Source organism: Nocardia sp. FBN12, assembly GCF_054031145.1.
Genome location: NZ_CM132926.1, coordinates 246,580 through 263,251, shown reverse-complemented (window position 1 = coordinate 263,251; position 16,672 = coordinate 246,580). Strand labels below are relative to the sequence as shown.

General features: G+C 66.8%; 20 protein-coding genes and 2 tRNA genes. 18 read left to right on the top strand and 4 right to left on the bottom strand.

Annotated elements, in window-relative coordinates:
* The first annotated feature begins 45 nt into the window (after positions 1 to 45).
* From cmrA to ACWZHB_RS01515, 3 genes are all read left to right on the top strand, one after another.
* On the top strand, positions 46 to 849 hold the full coding sequence (cmrA, locus tag ACWZHB_RS01525; RefSeq protein ID WP_427906153.1) for a mycolate reductase: 804 nt from the start codon (positions 46 to 48) through the stop codon (positions 847 to 849).
* 155 nt (positions 850 to 1,004) lie between these two features.
* Positions 1,005 to 2,309 carry a diaminopimelate decarboxylase family protein gene (locus ACWZHB_RS01520; protein WP_427906152.1) on the top strand — a complete coding sequence of 435 codons (1,305 nt, stop codon included), beginning with the start codon at positions 1,005 to 1,007 and terminating at the stop codon, positions 2,307 to 2,309.
* Between the two features lie 131 nt (positions 2,310 to 2,440).
* The gene (locus tag ACWZHB_RS01515; RefSeq protein WP_427906151.1) at positions 2,441 to 2,767 is read left to right on the top strand and encodes a hypothetical protein; all 327 of its coding nucleotides are present in this window, start codon (positions 2,441 to 2,443) and stop codon (positions 2,765 to 2,767) included.
* A 17-nt stretch (positions 2,768 to 2,784) separates the two neighbouring features.
* On the opposite strand, the gene ACWZHB_RS01510 is transcribed toward ACWZHB_RS01515, so the two are convergent.
* Positions 2,785 to 4,500: a helicase HerA-like domain-containing protein gene (locus ACWZHB_RS01510; protein ID WP_427906150.1), complete on the bottom strand. Its 1,716-nt coding sequence runs from the start codon at positions 4,498 to 4,500 to the stop codon at positions 2,785 to 2,787.
* 196 nt (positions 4,501 to 4,696) lie between these two features.
* Between ACWZHB_RS01510 and orn the strand changes: the two genes are divergently transcribed.
* The 3 genes from orn to ACWZHB_RS01495 all read left to right on the top strand — a co-directional run bounded on the left by orn (position 4,697) and on the right by ACWZHB_RS01495 (position 6,862).
* A complete protein-coding gene (gene orn / locus ACWZHB_RS01505; RefSeq protein ID WP_427906149.1) occupies positions 4,697 to 5,335 on the top strand; it encodes an oligoribonuclease in 639 nt (212 codons plus the stop codon).
* A gap of 55 nt (positions 5,336 to 5,390) precedes the next feature.
* Positions 5,391 to 5,463: transfer RNA gene (locus tag ACWZHB_RS01500), tRNA-His, on the top strand.
* Between the two features lie 88 nt (positions 5,464 to 5,551).
* On the top strand, positions 5,552 to 6,862 hold the full coding sequence (locus tag ACWZHB_RS01495; RefSeq protein WP_427906148.1) for an FAD-binding oxidoreductase: 1,311 nt from the start codon (positions 5,552 to 5,554) through the stop codon (positions 6,860 to 6,862).
* Positions 6,863 to 6,996: 134 nt separating this feature from the next.
* Here the strand turns inward: ACWZHB_RS01495 and ACWZHB_RS01490 are convergent, their stop codons facing one another.
* A complete protein-coding gene (locus tag ACWZHB_RS01490; protein ID WP_427906147.1) occupies positions 6,997 to 7,548 on the bottom strand; it encodes a CGNR zinc finger domain-containing protein in 552 nt (183 codons plus the stop codon).
* Between the two features lie 25 nt (positions 7,549 to 7,573).
* Between ACWZHB_RS01490 and ACWZHB_RS01485 the strand changes: the two genes are divergently transcribed.
* Both ACWZHB_RS01485 and ACWZHB_RS01480 read left to right on the top strand, forming a co-directional pair.
* The gene (locus tag ACWZHB_RS01485) at positions 7,574 to 7,744 is read left to right on the top strand and encodes a hypothetical protein (protein ID WP_427906146.1); all 171 of its coding nucleotides are present in this window, start codon (positions 7,574 to 7,576) and stop codon (positions 7,742 to 7,744) included.
* Between the two features lie 109 nt (positions 7,745 to 7,853).
* The gene (locus ACWZHB_RS01480; protein WP_427906145.1) at positions 7,854 to 8,198 is read left to right on the top strand and encodes a hypothetical protein; all 345 of its coding nucleotides are present in this window, start codon (positions 7,854 to 7,856) and stop codon (positions 8,196 to 8,198) included.
* 58 nt (positions 8,199 to 8,256) lie between these two features.
* Here ACWZHB_RS01480 and ACWZHB_RS01475 read toward each other — a convergent pair whose 3' ends face one another.
* Positions 8,257 to 9,465: a L,D-transpeptidase gene (locus ACWZHB_RS01475; RefSeq protein WP_427906144.1), complete on the bottom strand. Its 1,209-nt coding sequence runs from the start codon at positions 9,463 to 9,465 to the stop codon at positions 8,257 to 8,259.
* A 314-nt stretch (positions 9,466 to 9,779) separates the two neighbouring features.
* Between ACWZHB_RS01475 and ACWZHB_RS01470 the strand changes: the two genes are divergently transcribed.
* Both ACWZHB_RS01470 and ACWZHB_RS01465 read left to right on the top strand, forming a co-directional pair.
* Positions 9,780 to 9,852: transfer RNA gene (locus tag ACWZHB_RS01470), tRNA-Lys, on the top strand.
* Between the two features lie 418 nt (positions 9,853 to 10,270).
* Positions 10,271 to 10,534 (top strand): hypothetical protein, encoded by a 264-nt coding sequence (locus tag ACWZHB_RS01465; RefSeq protein WP_427906143.1) that lies wholly within the window; start codon positions 10,271 to 10,273, stop codon positions 10,532 to 10,534.
* Positions 10,535 to 10,598: 64 nt separating this feature from the next.
* Here the strand turns inward: ACWZHB_RS01465 and ACWZHB_RS01460 are convergent, their stop codons facing one another.
* A complete protein-coding gene (locus ACWZHB_RS01460; protein ID WP_427906142.1) occupies positions 10,599 to 10,982 on the bottom strand; it encodes a helix-turn-helix domain-containing protein in 384 nt (127 codons plus the stop codon).
* Between the two features lie 278 nt (positions 10,983 to 11,260).
* Between ACWZHB_RS01460 and ACWZHB_RS01455 the strand changes: the two genes are divergently transcribed.
* From ACWZHB_RS01455 to ACWZHB_RS01420, 8 genes are all read left to right on the top strand, one after another.
* On the top strand, positions 11,261 to 12,208 hold the full coding sequence (locus tag ACWZHB_RS01455; protein WP_427906141.1) for a YqaJ viral recombinase family nuclease: 948 nt from the start codon (positions 11,261 to 11,263) through the stop codon (positions 12,206 to 12,208).
* Between the two features lies 1 nt (position 12,209).
* Positions 12,210 to 12,482 (top strand): hypothetical protein, encoded by a 273-nt coding sequence (locus ACWZHB_RS01450; RefSeq protein ID WP_378766374.1) that lies wholly within the window; start codon positions 12,210 to 12,212, stop codon positions 12,480 to 12,482.
* The gene (locus ACWZHB_RS01445; RefSeq protein ID WP_427906140.1) at positions 12,479 to 13,219 is read left to right on the top strand and encodes a recombinase RecT; all 741 of its coding nucleotides are present in this window, start codon (positions 12,479 to 12,481) and stop codon (positions 13,217 to 13,219) included. Before ACWZHB_RS01450 ends, ACWZHB_RS01445 begins: the two co-directional genes overlap by 4 nt.
* On the top strand, positions 13,216 to 13,398 hold the full coding sequence (locus ACWZHB_RS01440) for a helix-turn-helix domain-containing protein (RefSeq protein WP_427906139.1): 183 nt from the start codon (positions 13,216 to 13,218) through the stop codon (positions 13,396 to 13,398). The genes ACWZHB_RS01445 and ACWZHB_RS01440 overlap by 4 nt, the downstream gene beginning before the upstream one ends.
* 76 nt (positions 13,399 to 13,474) lie before the next feature.
* Positions 13,475 to 14,071, top strand: coding sequence for a hypothetical protein (locus ACWZHB_RS01435; protein WP_427906138.1), 597 nt, complete (start codon positions 13,475 to 13,477; stop codon positions 14,069 to 14,071).
* A complete protein-coding gene (locus ACWZHB_RS01430) occupies positions 14,068 to 14,691 on the top strand; it encodes a hypothetical protein (RefSeq protein ID WP_427906137.1) in 624 nt (207 codons plus the stop codon). Before ACWZHB_RS01435 ends, ACWZHB_RS01430 begins: the two co-directional genes overlap by 4 nt.
* Positions 14,688 to 15,167, top strand: coding sequence for a hypothetical protein (locus tag ACWZHB_RS01425; protein WP_427906136.1), 480 nt, complete (start codon positions 14,688 to 14,690; stop codon positions 15,165 to 15,167). Before ACWZHB_RS01430 ends, ACWZHB_RS01425 begins: the two co-directional genes overlap by 4 nt.
* A complete protein-coding gene (locus tag ACWZHB_RS01420; protein WP_427906135.1) occupies positions 15,164 to 16,672 on the top strand; it encodes a DnaB-like helicase C-terminal domain-containing protein in 1,509 nt (502 codons plus the stop codon). Before ACWZHB_RS01425 ends, ACWZHB_RS01420 begins: the two co-directional genes overlap by 4 nt.

Below are 16,672 nucleotides of genomic sequence, written 5' to 3'. Positions count from 1 at the left end.
GACGCGGGCACGGCACACCTGGAGCCGATCCCCTAAGCTCCCCTCGTGAGCTTGCCCTCCCCCACTGCAGACAATCGTGCCGTCGTCACCGGCGCGTCCTCCGGCATCGGCACCGCGTTGGCCGCCGAACTGGCCGGGCGCGGCTATTCGCTGATCCTGGTCGCGCGCCGCGGTGAGATCCTCACCGAGCTCGCCCAGCGGCTGACCCTGGTCCACGGCATCACCGCCGAGGTCCGCGCGGTCGACCTGGCCGATCGCACCCAGCGGGCCAGCCTCGTCGACGAGCTCGCGGTCCGCGATATCGCCGTCCTCTGCAACAACGCGGGCATCGCGACCTTCGGCCCGGTCGCCGAACTCGACTTCGCCTACGAGCGCATGCAGATGGAACTCAACGCCACCGCCGTGCACGACCTGACCCTGGCGGTGCTGCCCGGCATGATCGAGCGCAAGGCGGGTGGGATCCTGATCAGCGGTTCGGCGGCGGGCAACATGCCGATCCCGAACAACGCCACCTACGCGGCGTCGAAGGCGTTCGCGAACACCTTCTCGGAGTCGTTGCGCGGCGAGCTCAAGGGCACCGGCGTGCACGTCACCCTGCTGGCCCCCGGTCCCGTTCGCACCGAAACCCCCGCCCCCGAGGACCAGTCGATCGTCGACAAGATGGTTCCCGACTTCCTCTGGGTGTCGTCGGAGTACACCGCCAAGGTCTCCATCGACGCGCTGGCTCGCAACAAGATGCGCATCGTCCCCGGCCTGATCAGCAAGGGCATGAGCGTCGCGGGCAACTACGGACCGCGCGCGCTGACCGCCCCTGTCGCGGGCGCGTTCTACAAGAAGCTCGGCAGCTGAGCACGGCCTGACGGGTCGGCATGTCAGCAAACCGTCAGGAAGGACTCACCGGTGGTCAAGGACCCGTAAACACCGAGTTCAGCGGCGCGCGCACGGCGTAGTTCTGACAGTAGGCCCCGCCGTTCCGAACGCGGGGGCGTCCTCAGGAGACCACCGTGACGTTGCTCGACATCTTCCCGTCGTTGCGTGCTACCACCGTGCCGCGGCTCGATTCCGCGGTTTGGCCTGCCGATACCCACTACGACCACGACGGCCGGATCACCCTCGGCTCGGTGGCGCTCGCCGATATCGCCGATCAGTTCGGCACTCCTGTCCAGGTGGTCGACGAAGCCGAGGTACGAGAGCGCTGCCGCGCCTACCGCAAGCACTTCCCCGAGGCCGAGATCGTCTACGCGGGTACCGCGCTGATGGTCGGCGCGGTGGCCCGCTGGGTCGCCGACGAGGGTCTGTCGGTGCAGGTGGGTTCGAGCGGTGAGCTGTCGGTCGCGCTCGCGGCGGGCATCGATCCGCGCCGAATCGTGTTGCACGGCAACGGCAAGACCCTCGACGAACTGAAGACCGCCGTGCGCTGCGGGGTCGGCCGCATCGTGGTCGGCTCGCTCACCGAGATCACTCTGCTCACTGCCTTGGCGACCCAACCGCAGCAGGTGCTGCTCCGCGTCGCCACCGGTATCGACGTTCCCGGCGCCGACCAGTTCGGCTTCCCGCTCGGCAGCCGGTCGTTCGAGACCGCCGTGGCCCGGATCGCGGGCCGGTGCAACCTGCAGCTCGTCGGCCTGCACTGCCACCTCGGCCCGCACATCCACAACCCCGACCACTACGGCGAGGCGATCCGCCGGATGATCGGCGAGATGTCCTGGGTCGACCACGAATACGGTCTGCTGCTCTCCCATCTCGACATCGGCGGCGGGCACGCGGTAGCGCTGCGCAGTGGCGACGCGGAACTGAACCTGCGCGAGCTCGCCGACATCCTCGACGACGCACTGGACGCCGGCTGCGCGCGCCATCGCTTTCCCCGCCCCGTGCTGGCGATGGAACCCGGGCGCGCGATCGTAGCCAGGGCGGGCGTCACCCTGTATCGAGTGCTCGCCGTCAACGAGACCGCCGACGGTGGCACCCGGGTGATCGTCGACGGCGGCGGCTGTGGCGGCCAGGGACGCGGACACGGCGGCGCGCTGGTGGTCAACCGGCACCCGACCGGCTCGCAGATGACCGCGTCCATCGCGGGCAGGCACAGCGAATCCGGCGCGCTCATCGCCACCGACGTGCGCTTACCCGCCGATCTGCACCCCGGTGAGGTACTCGCCCTCCCGTGCACCGGCGCCTACCACCACGGGCTCGCGTCGACCTACAGCACGGTGGGCAGGCCGCCGATCGTCGCTGTCGCCGACGGCAGCACCCGGCAGTTGATGCGCCGCGAGACAACCGCCGATCTGCTGATGCGCGAAATTCTGGAATAGGCCGGAATACTGCCGTCATCGGTCTGGTGGCGGCACCCATCGCGCGCCTAATATCAGACAGGTCGGGGATAATCACACAACTCGACCGACGGTGCGTTGGTCCGGTGACGAGCGCACCGGAAGAGGTAGCGATGAATACCAACAGAACACGCGAGGTCGGCCTGCGCCGACTGCTCATGAGCATGGCGGTGGCCGGTATGGCGGTCACATTTCCGATGACAGTGGCGGCGCCCGCGACCGCATTGCCCGCAGCGGCCCCCGACCAGGTACAGACCAATCGCCCACGATGCGACGACTGGAACCACCGGAACTACGACTACTGCGACCGCGACCGCGGGCACCGATGTGACAACGACTGGTACGGCCGCAACCACTGGAACGATCGCGACTGGGATCGCTGCGACCGCGGCCGTGGCGGGCACAACTGGTTCCCGTGGGGCTGGTTCGGCAGCAGCTGAGCCAACCGTCTCGTCCGTCAGCGCCGCCGGGTGCCGAAGATACTGCGACTGATCTCGCGACCGGCGGCGCTGGCCGCTGATCGCAGAAAGCTCTTCACGGCGGGGTTCTTCATGATCCGTTCGGCCGCCGTGTCCTCGTCCTGCTGTGCCTGCGATCGGCCCGGTGCCTGCGCGGCCTCGGGCGCGGGTGCGGCGGCGGCCACGCTGGCCAGCAGCATCTCGTAGGCGGATTCCCGGTCGACGCTCTGCCCGTATCTGCCCTGCAACGCGCTCGCCAGCGCCTTGGACTTGATCGCGTCATCGCCGATGGTGTCCATCAGCGAGCGCGGCGGCGCGATCTTGGTCCAGGCGACGGGCGTCGGCGCACCGGTCTCGGAGAGCACAGTGACGATCGCCTCACCGGTGCCGAGCGAGGTCAGCGCCTCTTCGAGGTCGTACACCGACGACTTCGGGTAGGTGCGCACCGTCTTGGACAGCGCCTTCTGATCGTCGGGGGTGAAGGCGCGCAAGGCGTGCTGGACGCGGGCGCCGAGCTGGGAGAGCACCGGGTTGGGGATGTCGGTGGGCAACTGGGTGCAGAAGAACACACCGACGCCCTTGGACCGGATCAGCTTCACCGTCTGCTCGACCTGCTGCAGAAACGCCTTGGACGCCTCGGCGAACAGCAGATGCGCCTCGTCGAAGATGAACACGAGCTTCGGCTTGTCTACGTCACCCACCTCGGGCAACGTCTGGAACAGGTCGGCCAGCACCCACATCAGGAACGTCGAGAACAGCGCGGGTCGCGCCGCCTGCTGGCCGAGCTCGAACAGCGTGATCACGCCGAGCCTGCCCGCGGTGCGCAGCAGATCGGCCGGGTCGAGCTCGGGTTCGCCGAAGAAGGTGTCGCCGCCTTCGGCTTCCAGGTTCACCAGTGACCGCAGGATCACCCCCGCTGTCTGCGAGGACACGCCACCGATGCCCTTGAGGTCTTCCTTGCCTTCGGGGCTGGTCAGGTGGGTGATGACCGCGCGCAAGTCCTTCAGATCCAGCAGGGCGAGGCCACGCTGATCAGCCCAGTGGAAGATCAGGCCGAGCGTCGATTCCTGGGTGTCGTTGAGGCCGAGCACCTTGCTGAGCAGGATCGGACCGAACGAGGTGATCGTCGCCCGGATCGGCACCCCGATGCCGCCGGTGCCGAGCGAGACGAACTCGGTGGGGAAGGTGCTCGGTGCCCAGTCGGTCGCGCCGGTTTCCGCCGCGCGCGCCCGGATCTTCTCGTTGTCGGCGCCCGGCTCGCTCAGACCTGACAGGTCGCCCTTGACGTCGGCCATCACCACGGGAACGCCTGCGCGGGAAAGCTGTTCGGCGATACCCTGCAGGGTCTTGGTCTTGCCGGTGCCGGTGGCGCCGGCGACGAGGCCGTGCCGGTTCATCATCCGCAGCGGAATACGCACGCGCGCACCAGGATCGGCCACCCCGTCGACCATCACCGTGCCCAGTTCCAAGGCAGGCCCCGCGAAGGCGTAGCCCTCGGCGATCTCCCCGGCCACGCCGGATGCCGGTGACTTCGAATCGGATTCCGTACTCGCGGAGGCGGATTCGTTGCCAGGTGCCGCATGTTCGTCGTCGGTGGCCGCTGCCGCGGCCTCTTGCTCGGCGGCCTCCGCGGCCGCCATCGCCTCGGCCGCGACCCGGGCCGCGTCCTCGGCCGCCTTACGTGCCGCTGCCGCCTTCTCCTGTGGGGTGGTCATTCGCGCGTCCTCCGTCTGCTCACTGGCACGTACGCAAGAAATGCTCGGAACGTCTGCGGACAATTCCAGGCAAACTGTATCCGTGCCGGTCACCTGGGCGGCGAACATCCGCCGATGTCGTCGGCAAACCTGGCCCGCCTCGCCCGCACGACACACCTGCCGACGAGGTTCACGCCTACCCCGTTAGGGTGGCTCGGTGTCCGACAAACTTTTGGTCTGGATGGATTGCGAAATGACGGGGCTCCGTCTCGACAGCGACAAGCTGATCGAGATCGCCGCGCTCGTAACCGACAGCGACCTCAACATTCTCGGTGACGGTGTCGACATCGTCATCCACGCCGACGACGCCGCCCTGGCCTGCATGCCACCGGTCGTCGCCACCATGCACGCTAAATCCGGTCTGACCGACGAGGTTCGGCGTTCGACCGTCACCCTCGAGCAGGCCCAGCAGCAGGTACTCGACTATATCCGCGAGTACGCGCCTACCGCGCGCACGGTGCCGCTGTGCGGTAATTCCATCGGCACCGATCGCGGTTTCATCGCCCGCGACATGCCCGAACTCGACGCGCACCTGCACTACCGGATGGTCGACGTGAGCTCGATCAAGGAACTGTGCAGGCGCTGGTACCCGCGCATCTACTTCGGCCAGCCGGAGAAGGGCCTTGCGCACCGCGCGCTGGCCGACATCAAGGAATCCATCCGCGAACTCGAGTACTACCGCCGCACCGCCTTCGTGCCGCTGCCCGGGCCATCGACCACCGAGATCGCGGCCGCCGCGCAGGCGGCCACCGAGGCCGTGGATGTCACCGGTTCGAGCCCTCTACCAGCGGATTAGGGCCTGGCACCAAACTCACGCTAGTATCGACGGCGCCGGTGATTCACCGGTGATGGTGACCGTAGTTCAGTTGGTAGAGCACCAGGTTGTGATCCTGGATGTCGCGGGTTCGAGTCCCGTCGGTCACCCCGAAGAGAAGGCCCGGTCCCCAGGACCGGGCCTTCTTTGTTCGCCGCGTGCATGTCACACTCGCCGGTCCGGCATCGTCTACTGATCATGAGCATCAACGAACTGCGCGCCGATCTCCGCGGAAACGTTCTCCTGCCGGGCGATACCGCATTCGACCTCGCGGCCCGCCCGTGGAACACCGCGATCGCCCAGACGGTCGCCGCCGTCGTCGAGGTCGCCGACGCCGACGACCTCGCGAACCTCGTGCGCTACGCGAACCGCGCGGGCCGCACGGTGGTCACCCAGCCGACCGGCCACGGCGCGACCGGCGACATCGACGACACGATCCTCGTGCGCACCGGCCACCTCGACACCATCGACATCGACCCGGTCGCGCGGGTGGCCCGCATCGGCTCCGGCACCCAGTGGGGCGCCGTCCAGACCGCGGCCGCCGCACACGGCCTGAGCGGGCTCGCGGGCAGCAATCCCGTGGTCGGTGTGACCGGGTACACCCTGGGCGGCGGCTTCGGCTGGCTGGCCCGCAAGCACGGGTGGGCGGCCGACGCGGTCCGCGCGTTCGAGATCGTCGACGCCGACGGCAACCGCGCACGAGTGAGCGCCGACGCCGATCCGGAGCTGTTCTGGGCACTGCGCGGCGGCGGTGGCGACTTCGCGATCGTCACCGCGCTCGAGATCGACCTGTTCGAACTACCGCGGCTCTACGGCGGGCGGGTGAGCTGGTCGGCCGAGCGCACCCACGACGTGTTCGACGTCTTCACCGCACTCACCACCGACGCACCGCCGGAACTGTCGGTGTGGTTGCAGCGCTACCAGATTCCCGGCGCCGCACCGACCGTCGCGATCGACTTCGCCTACCTCGGTGACGAGGCGCGGGGCCGCGAGCTGACCAGCCGCCTCGACACCATCACCGGCGCGCTCGCCGACACCCGCGCCACCATGACCCCCGACCGGATCGGCACCATCACCGCCGAACCCACCGACCCGAGCCCGTCGCTCTCGCGCGGCGAACTGCTCACCGACCTGGGCGACGCGGTCGTCAAGACGCTCATCGACGCACCGGTCGCACCCCTGCTCAACATCCAGATCCGTGCCCTCGGTGGGGCCCTCGCCGACACCACTCGCGAACACGGCGCCCGCGGCCCGGTCGCCGAGCCCTACGCCCTCTACTTGCTCGGGCTCGGACTCCCCCACCTGATCGACGACGTCCAGACCGCCTTCACCAGCATCGTCGACGACCTCGGCGCCCACGTCACCGGCAAGAAGCCGTACACCTTCCTCGCGCCAGGTGAATCGGCCGAGGCCGCCTTCGACACAGCCACCTTGGAACGCCTCCGCGCGATCAAGCAGGCCCGCGATCCGCGAAACATCTTGAGCGCCAATTTCCCGGTTCAGCCCTGATCACGAGCTCGCGCCGCCACGGGTCGGCGGCGCGGGTCCGCGGTCGTATTACTCGCGGCGAACACCATCGGCCTTTCGCGCACACGCCGTCATCGCGCCGATCCTTCGCCGCACTACAGGCAGGCGTGGTCACATCAGGGTGTGCCCCGCACCGGCAGGCTGTCACCAACTGCGCGACCGGCCCGGTGCCTTCGGACGGCCGACCGGTTCGCACAGGCCGGACTACAGAAGCGTTGTCGGCCGTTGCGCGAAATGTCGGCGTACACCTGGGAACACCCCTGCGCCTCGCAGGCGCCCAAGCGGTCCATGCCGAGCCCGGTCAGGTGCAATGCCGTCCCCACGGTGATCATCGCCGCGATCTGGCGGTCCGTCGGCACCTCGGGGGGCCGGAAATGCAGATGCCAGCCGTCGCCCACGTGGTCGGTCAGGCGGGGCGGGGACGCGTACTCGGCCAGCAACACATTGAGCAGCGCCGCCCGCTCGGCCCGGTCCGCGCACTCCACCACGGCACGCCAGCGCCCCAGAAAAGCCGTCACCGACGTGAGATCGGCGGCTGACACGGGCGCACTCAGCACCAAACCCGCGTCGGCACAGCGCCGCGCCAACTCCCCGGCACTCGAACACGGATCATTGAGCAGATCGACGCCGAGCAGCACCGGCTCACGCCCGTAATGGTTGTAATGCACAATGCCATTACATCAGACTCGAAGCATGGAAAACCACCCCGCGCACACCTGGCAACTCGAGTCACGCCACCGGACCAGCGAGGGCCTCGTCGCCTATCAGCGCTGCCACTGCGGCGCACGCCGAGTGGTCGTCGACCACCTGAGCGTCGCGTCCGAGATCCACCGCGACGAACCGGACTTGGCCGAAGCCGGATAACCCGCTCCACCATGACGAACGTCACGTTTGACCGCTACACTTTGGACCGCTGCCCAGATGTGGGGCAGATCTCGCCACAGCGTCAGCGCTCGACCGGAAAGACCCCTTGATGAAGCGTTCCACCGTCGTCGCCATCCTCGCGGCCGCCACCGTGCTCGGCCCTGTCGCGGGGACCGCGGCCGCCTCGCCCGGCCTACCCCTCACCGATTTCACGGCGGAGACCCCCACCGGCGACTTCGGCCTGCCGAGCGATCAGCCCGAATCCGGTTCGGCGCAGAGCGGCTCCACCACCGGCGTCGAAACCACCGGCTCCTCCGGCACCGGCTCGGCCGGCCTGCCCAACCTCGACCGCCTGCTGTTCGGCGGACGCATCCTGTGCGGCGCGTTCGGCAGCGCCCTCGCCGTCGCGGGCGAGGCGATGATGGACTGCAGCGAGCTTCCCACGCCGCACTGACCACAGACACAGCGAAGGGGCACCGGAAACATCCGGTGCCCCTTCGCTTTTCGTGCGCCTACGGAGCGTCGGCGTTGCCCGCCTTCCATTCCGGCCACGCGATGTTCCAGTCACCGAGCCCGTCGACACCGGACAGGGTGCCGCCGACCGTGTTCTTGATGATGGTGATGTCGCCACGCTTGGCGTTCTCGTACACCCAGCGCGCGTTCGCCGGACTCAGATTCAGGCAGCCGTGACTCGCGTTGGAGTAACCCTGCTGCCCGACCGACCACGGCGCCGAGTGGAAGAAGATGCCGCTGTAGGAGATTCGCGTCGCGTAGTCGACCGGCGTGCGATACCCGTCGGCCGAGTTCACCGCCACACCGTAGGTCGAGGAATCCATCACGATCTTCTCGTGCCGGTCGCTGACGATGTAGATGCCGTTGTCGGTGGGCGTGCTGTCCTTACCCATCGAGGTGGGCATGGTCATGATCACCTGACCGTTCTTCTCCACCGTCACCTGGTGGGTGTTGTCGTCGGCGGTGAAGATCACCGCGTCGCCGATGGTGAAGAACGAATGGATGTTGTCCTGGCCGTACAGACCCTTGCCCAGGTCCTTGCCGTAGACGTTCACATCGACGGTCACCTTGGTGCCCGGTGCCCAGTAATGCTCTGGGCGCCACCGCACTTCGCGATTGTTCACCCAGTAGAAGGCCCCCTCGACGGCGGGCTCGGTGGTGATCTTGATGGCCTCCTGCGCGGCCCGGCGATCGGGGATGTTCTCGTCGAACTGGATCGCCACCGGCTGACCGATGCCGACCACGTCACCCTCACCGGGCAGCAGGTACGGCTTGGTCTGGCTCTTCGGCGAGCTGGTGGTGAAGCTCAGCGTCGAGGAGTTGGCGCCACCGAGCCCGATGGCCGAAGCCGTGAGCTTGTAGGTCTTGCCGTAGCCGAGCACCTCGGCGGTCGCCCAGGAGCGGCCGTCCGCGGCCAGCTGGCCCGCCACCACACCGCCCTGCTGATTGGTCAGCGTGACGTCGGTGAACTTGCCGTCCTCGACCTGGAAGGCCATCGGCATCCCGGGCGAGACACCCACCTGCCCGTCCTTGATGGTCGAGACCAGTTTCGGCTTGATCAGCTCGGCGAGAGGGTTGCGATCGATCGCCACCTCCACGCCGGCACCCTCCGCGGCCGAACACGCCGATGCCCCCAGGGCGAATACCGCCAGCAGCACCACCGGAACGATCGTCCGCAGCGACCGAGGTCGCCCCCGCTTCTTACCCATGTCAACCCCGTTTCCGTACCGACGCGATAACAGTGCGCCGCAGATCCCACATACCGAATCGCTACTGCCATCCGTGTAGGCGGGGGGCGTTACGAACTCGACGTCTCGCCCATTCTGCCAGCTAGTCCGGCCGGTTCCAACGGGAAAGCCCCCGCGACACGACCAAGTCACAATCGTTAGATACGTACGAGGGCCGTCGGCGTTAACAACGCCCGATACACGGCATTGGCGCTGGTCAGCGCCCGATTTCACTTTCCGGCCCACGGCCTGCTAATGTTTGTTCCGCACCGGAGACGGGGCAAAGAACAAAACATGCGCCATTAGCTCAATTGGCAGAGCAGCTGACTCTTAATCAGCGGGTTCGGGGTTCAAGTCCCTGATGGCGCACTCAGAAGCACCAGGTCTACCTGGTGTTATAGCGATGTGGAACGCTCAACCTCTGGTTGAGCTACCCACAAAACTACCCACCCCCTCTGCGGAGGGACGGCCGGAGCGCCTGATTTCCGCCTCCAGAGCCCTGACCAGCGACTTCTCTGAGGAGAATTTTGCTGTGATTTGGGTCACTCAAACCCCTCTCTCCAACCTGCATAGGAACGTTCAGGGGTTAGACATCCTGTGAACCCGGTCACAGAATCCCACCTGAGATCGAGACTCGAATCAGAGCGGCAAACCGGTTGCCGCACAGTCGGACTCCGACCCGCCGCCGTCTGCCCAAGCGGTGACACCCCGGGAAACAGGCGAATAAACCTGACGTACGATCCTGCATATCGAGGATCTCGCCTCGCCTGACCCGAAGGGTTTCGCCGTGCTGCATCACCCACCAGAACCGGCCGCGGCGCAGTTCGTGGCCATGGGGCTGGAGACGGTCACCATCCGTGGCGGGGCGGTCGAGGACAACGCGTACATAACGATCGAGATCGACACCGGCGAGGGCGTGCCGGTGGTCGCAGAGTTCCGGGCCGCCACGTTTCGCGCACTGCTCGATCGCGGCCACGATGTTGTTGATGCCGCCGAGTTGGAGGCCGCCGACCATGACCACTACGGCGAGGACGAACTCCCCGCAGCCTGAGTGGCCGTAGACGCAGCGAAGGCCCACCCGATTCGTTCGGGTGGGCCTTCGCGCCGTTGGGGGGTCAGTCCTTGCCAGCGCCGACGCGACCTCGAATGCGCTTGAGTGCGAGTTCGTTGATCAACGCTTCGACCTGGAGCAAGTCCTCTTCGGTCAGCGTGGCGACTGCTCGCGGAGGAGTCCAGTGGGGCTGGACTGCGACGCGTTCCTTGAGATCGACCCATTCGGCGAGCGTGTCGATGTCGATGCCGAGGGCCTTGGCCAGCTTGCCCTGGGTTCGGCGCTCGGGGATCGCCTCGCGCCGGATGATTCGCTGAACCGTGGTCGGCCCCAGGCCGGCCGCAGCGGCGAGCGCCTGGATGCTGGGGTTGTTGCTGCGCGGCTCGACGTACCCGCGGGCAATCATCGGCGTCGCCCACGGCTCGCCGACCGGCTTACCTCGGGCCATGACCGCCTCCTCTTTTCTATGTCAAGGTTCGCGGCCATAGTACGTCGATAACCCGCGTAAATCACTTTCTATAGCAGATTTACGGGGTCTTTTCCTGGTCAGCTATCGGCTCGCAGCTCGACATAAACCGCGTTAATGCGTTACGGTGTCTACGTACGAGACCCAATGGTCTTCTCCCCTACCAGCATAAACAGCCGACATAGAGCCTCATCTACGCCCGGATAAACCTCGTAAAACCGTCCGCGCGTGGGGGCTTGGCGACCCCAAGCGAATCGACAGTGATCTCCACAACACACCTAAACCCCGGGCCCGCCGTCGCTATCGGCGAGTTCCCCAGCGGCTCCCCCCAGTGGCACGCCGCACGCGCGAGCGGTCTCGGCGGCAGCGAGATCTCCGCGGTCCTCGGGCTGAGCCCGTGGGAGTCGCGCTTCACATTGTGGTGGCGCAAACAGGACAAGCTCCCGCCGGTCCGCGAGAACCTCTACATGCTCATGGGCAGCTTGTTCGAGCCCGTGATCTTCGACCACTACCGCGACAACCTGCTTCCGCCCGGTCACACGATGACCTCCGGAATCACCTACCGCCACGCCGAGCACCCGTGGATGATCGCCAACCCCGACGGGCTGATCTGGGACGCCAACGGCAACTTGGTCGACGGCCTGGAGATCAAGTGCGCCGCTCGCGACGACAAGTGGGGCACCGAGGGCACCGACGAGATCCCGATCTACTACCGCACCCAGGTCACGTGGTACTGCGCGGTCATGGGCCTGCCCGGTATGTGGGTGCGGGTGGTCTTCGGTGTCGGCGACTGGCGCACCTACCGCGTCGAGCCAACCGCCGAGGAGATCGAACTGCTCATCGCCACCGGCGCGCAGTTCATGCAAGACCTGGCCAACGACGTCGAGCCGGATATCGACGACCACTCCGCGACCTACGCCGTGCTGCGCGAGCTGCATCCCGAGATCGACGGCACCACGCTCCAGATCAGCGCCGACCTGGCCGATCGCTGGTGGGCCGCCCTCGGGGAAGCCGAAACCGCCGAATCCCAGCTGATGGGCGTGCGTAGCGAACTGGCCAAGGTCATGGGCGAGGCGTGGCGCGCGATGTGCGGCGAGCAGAAAGTCGCCTACCGGCAGCGCCCGCCCAAGGGAAACGGCACTCCCTTCGTCAAATCTGCTGCCCGACCGAAGTTTTCAACCATCACTGATGCCGTGAAAGGACCCTGACGTGGAGTTGCTCAACACCCTCCCCCCGCGCGTGGCGCGTGCCTCCGGCCGACCCGCCTCCTACCTGGAGGAAGCGGCCGAGCTGGAGGCGAACAAGGGCCAGTGGGGTCGGGTGATGACCTGCGCGACACCCAAGCGCGCACTAGCGCAAGCCAGTGCGATCAGGAAGGGCAACCTCGTTGCTTTTCAACCCGCCGGAACCTACGAGGCCGACACCCGCGACACCGCGGTCTGGGCCCGCTATATCCCCGAAACCGAACGGAACGCACTGTGACCGAATCCATCATCGACGCCGCTTCTGCCGCCAAATCCACTCCGGCGAGCTTGATCACACGGCACCGCGCCGACTTCGCCAGCGTTCTGCCGCCGACGATGACCGTGGACCGCTGGGTGCGCCTGGCGATCTCGGCGGTCAACGCCGATGACAAGTTGGCCGAGATCTTCCGCCGTGACCGCGGAGCGTCGCTGATGCGGGCGCTGATGCGGTGCGCCACCTTGGGTCACGAACCCGGTGGCGGTCTCTTCCACCTCGTGCCCAAGGGCTCCAGCATCGAGGGCTGGGAGGACTACAAGGGCATCATTCAGCGGATTCAGCGCAGTGCCCTGTACTCCAAGGTCATCGTCGAGGCCGTCTACGAGCACGACGAATACGAGTTCGACCAGAACGTCGACGAGCGGCCCCGCCACAGCAAGGCCAAGGGCGACCGCGGCAAGCCGGTGTCCGCCTACGCCTACGCGGTTCAGTTCCAGGGCGGTGCCATCTCGAAGGTGGCCGAGGCCACCAAGGAGATGATCGCCGCGTCCAAGGCCAAGTCCCGCGGCTCGGACAACGCTGCCTCACCGTGGAATTCGCCGGCCGCGCCGATGCACCGCAAGGTCGCAGTCCGTGAACTGGAAAAGTTCGTGTCGACCTCAGCACTAAACCTTCGGGTCACCGGAGGCATGCTCGTCGACCTGACCAGCCCGGCCGCCGTTGACGACAGCTACGACGACTTCGCCGACGTCGCATGAGCGAGAAGATCTCCTACAACGTGCAACAGGCCGCCGACGCCATCGGGGTCCACCCCCGCACCATCTACGACGCGATGCGTGATTGCCAGTTGGCCTATCTGGAGATCGGCCGCCGCAAGCTGATCTTTCCCGAAGCGCTCAAGGAATGGCTGATCACGTACGGCCAGCCCAAGCGCTAGTCCCTTTCCTCTCCAGCCCTGCGCGGGCGCCTGTCCGCGCAGGGTCTATTTCCCATGCCCTAACGAAGGAGCCCTCGTGGCAGCCGTGGCTTTGGTCCCCGCCGACACCGTCCATGAGCACCTGCTCTACCTCCTGCAAAGCTCATCCCGCAAACGGATCGCCCGCGAGGCGGGTGTGTCGCGGCAGTCGATCATCCAGATTCTGGCGGGCCAGCGGACTATCACCGTGACGACCCATGAACGGCTGATGGCGGTGGAGGCGGTGCGTGCACCGATCCCGGACGGCCACGTCGATGCGCTCGGTTCGGTCCGGCGCGTTCAAGCGCTGATCGCCAGCGGGCACACGGTGCCGTGGCTGGCGGCGCGGGCCTGCCTGTCGATGCGGTCGGTGCTCGAGCTGGCAAACGGGTCGGTGTCGTCTGTGCCGGCCGAGGTGGCCGACCGGCTGGACGCGGTGTTTCGGGTCTGGCAGCTGTATCCCGGTCGCAGCCCTCGGTCGCGAGAGTTGGGCCGGTTGCAACGCTGGGCATTGCCGTTCGAGTGGGACGAGGACAGCATCGACGACCCGGCGCACAAGCCGTGCCGGTGGAGCAAGCCGCGCCGCCGCGAGATCAAGATGTCGCAGGCCAAGCCGGGTGCCACGCCGATGGTGTGGAAGGTGCTGGCGGCGTGAAGGTTTCGATTCCCGACGACTTTCCGCATGGTCCGGCCTATCTGCCGCTTTCTCCCGCCCAGCTGGTGATGCTGGTCAAGGGATGGATGTATCTGTCGCGGCACAACGTTGCGGCCCTGCCTGTTCAGATCTGGGAAAGTCTCGGCAGCGAGAACGACCGGCAGATGCTGCTTGAGCGTTCGGTGGTGCATCGGGTGCCGGGCGACGAGCAGCTGCAGCTGCCCGGTGCAGGCCGGGTCGCTCGTTCGCGTGCCGTCGCGGTCACCTCGGACCCTCGGTTCGATTCGTGGTGGCAGGTGTGGCCGCGCAAGCAGGCTCGTCGTGACGCCGAGCGGGCTTTCACCACTGCGTTGGCCAAGGTCGGTTTCGCCGAGCTGATGCGCGCCACGGTCGCGTTCTCCGAGGACCCCAATCGCGAGGACCGATTCACCCCTTACGGAGCGACGTGGCTCAACGGTGAACGGTGGCACGACGCGCCTTTGCCGGATCGAAACCCGAACCGGCGCACCGCAGAACGTGGCTTCGCTGATGCGCTCGATATCGGCCGCCAGCTCATGGCCGAGATGAGTCCCGAGGCAGCGCCGATGCCCGCGATTGCCTACCAGGTCGAGACGCTGTGACCACCCACATCGAGGCCGCTACGGCCGCTTATGCGATGGCAGCAGCGATCGACGCTCAGATGCCAGAGCCCACGAAGCTGCGGATACAGGCCTGGGCGACGTTGTTCGACGGCCAGGGCATCGGACCCGAGGACGCGGTGGCCGCGGTGAAGAACTACTACCGCAAGCCGGGCCGGTTTCCGATCAAGCCGGGCGATGTGATCGCAGGAGTGGCGGCCCTGCCGGTAACCAGTTCGCCGGCGCGGATCGAAGCGTTCCTCGATCGCTGGTCCCAGCACCCGTACTCCCAAGCCATCCAGCAAATGACCGGGCTGGATTGGTCCCCGCCGTGGCCGCCGCCGACGACGGTGTCCGCCGAGGACCCGGATGCGCTGACGGCGTTCCACCGCAAGGAATTCCGGCGCTGGATCGACCGCAACCGTGCCCGCCTCGTCGCCAAGGCCCTCGCCAACGGAGAGCAACTAGAACTGCAATGATCGCTTATCAACGCGTCGTCGACGCCTTCCGTGCTGCTGGGCTGATCGTGCTCGAGCGCAGCAGCGGTGTCGCGCAGGCCCAGGCCCCGGGACATTCTGCGGCGGACCGAAGTGTGTCGATTCGCGCGATCGAGGGCCAGGTCCTCATCCACTGTCACAGCGATGACACCGACACGGTGCTGGAATCGGTCGGGCTGGGATTGGTCGACCTGTTCGATCAGCCGCGCGGCGCGGAGTACCGATACGACGACGGCCGAATTGTGCGCCGGTCCCCGAGCAAGGAGTTCAAGCAGGCGGGGAACACGAAGGGCTCGTCACTGTTTCGGGCATCTCGGGTCGCTGAGGCTGACCCGGACCGGGTGATCTGGTTCGTCGAAGGGGAGAAAGATGTCTTGGCCCTCGAGGCGCTCGGTGAGATCGCGACCTGTACTGCGATGGGTGCGGGGAAAGCCCACCTGGCTGATCTGAGCCCGCTCTACGGACGGCGCGTGGTGATCGTGCGCGATATGGACGATGTCGGCCTGGCGCACGCCAACCAGGTCGCCGGCCTGCTGGCCGGGCGTGCCGAGCCCTGCATCGTCTCGCCCGCCGAGGGCAAGGACGCTGCTGATCACATCGCGGCAGGGCGACGGCTCGACGAGTTCGTGTGGACCCAGGCGCCGTTGCCCGAAGGGGTTCGGCGGTTGTCGGACGCGGTCGAAGACTGGTGGCTCTGGCTGCACGCCCCCGCGGAGAAAGTGCGGATCTTCCCCAGCCCGTGGCCGCATCTCGATGACGTCATCGGTGGTGGGCTGCACCCGGGTCGGACGTATGTGATCGCTGGTCGTCCCGGTGGCGGTAAGACCGTCGGGCTGCTCAACATCGGCCAGCACTTGGCCGAGGCGGGCTCACCGGTGCTGATGTGCAGTCTGGAAATGCCTGAGCTGGAGATGGTCTCGCGGATCATGGCCTCCGGTGCCGAAGCCGACTACGGGCGCATTACCCGGCGCGAGGTGGTGGAACGCGACCGCTACAAGCTTGAGCTGTACCGCAGTTCCCGAGTCGCCGAGACGGAGCTATGGCTGATGGACAACCCGTCGATGACGGTGGAACACATCAGCGAGACAGCCCGGCAGATGTCGGCGCGCGGCGGCCTGGACGCGATCTGCGTGGACTATCTGGGCCTGGTGAGCGCCTCACGCGGCAAGCGTGATCGGCGAGAAAGCCTGGGCCACATCATGAAAGAGCTGGTCAAGCTGTCCAAAGAGCTGTCCGTGGCCGTGGTGCTGGCGTGCCAGCTCAACCGCGGTCCTGACCAGTCCAGTCGCCCGCCGGTGCTGAGCGATCTACGCGAAACCGGCGATATCGAGCAGGACTGCGACGTAGCGATCCTGCTGCACCACCCCACCATGGAGGGCTTGCCGACCGGGGAGATCGAACTGATCGTCGCCAAGAACCGGACCGGAACCCGCGACACCATCGTCACCCTGCCGTGGCGACCTCATTTCGCCAAGATCGGAGCTTGA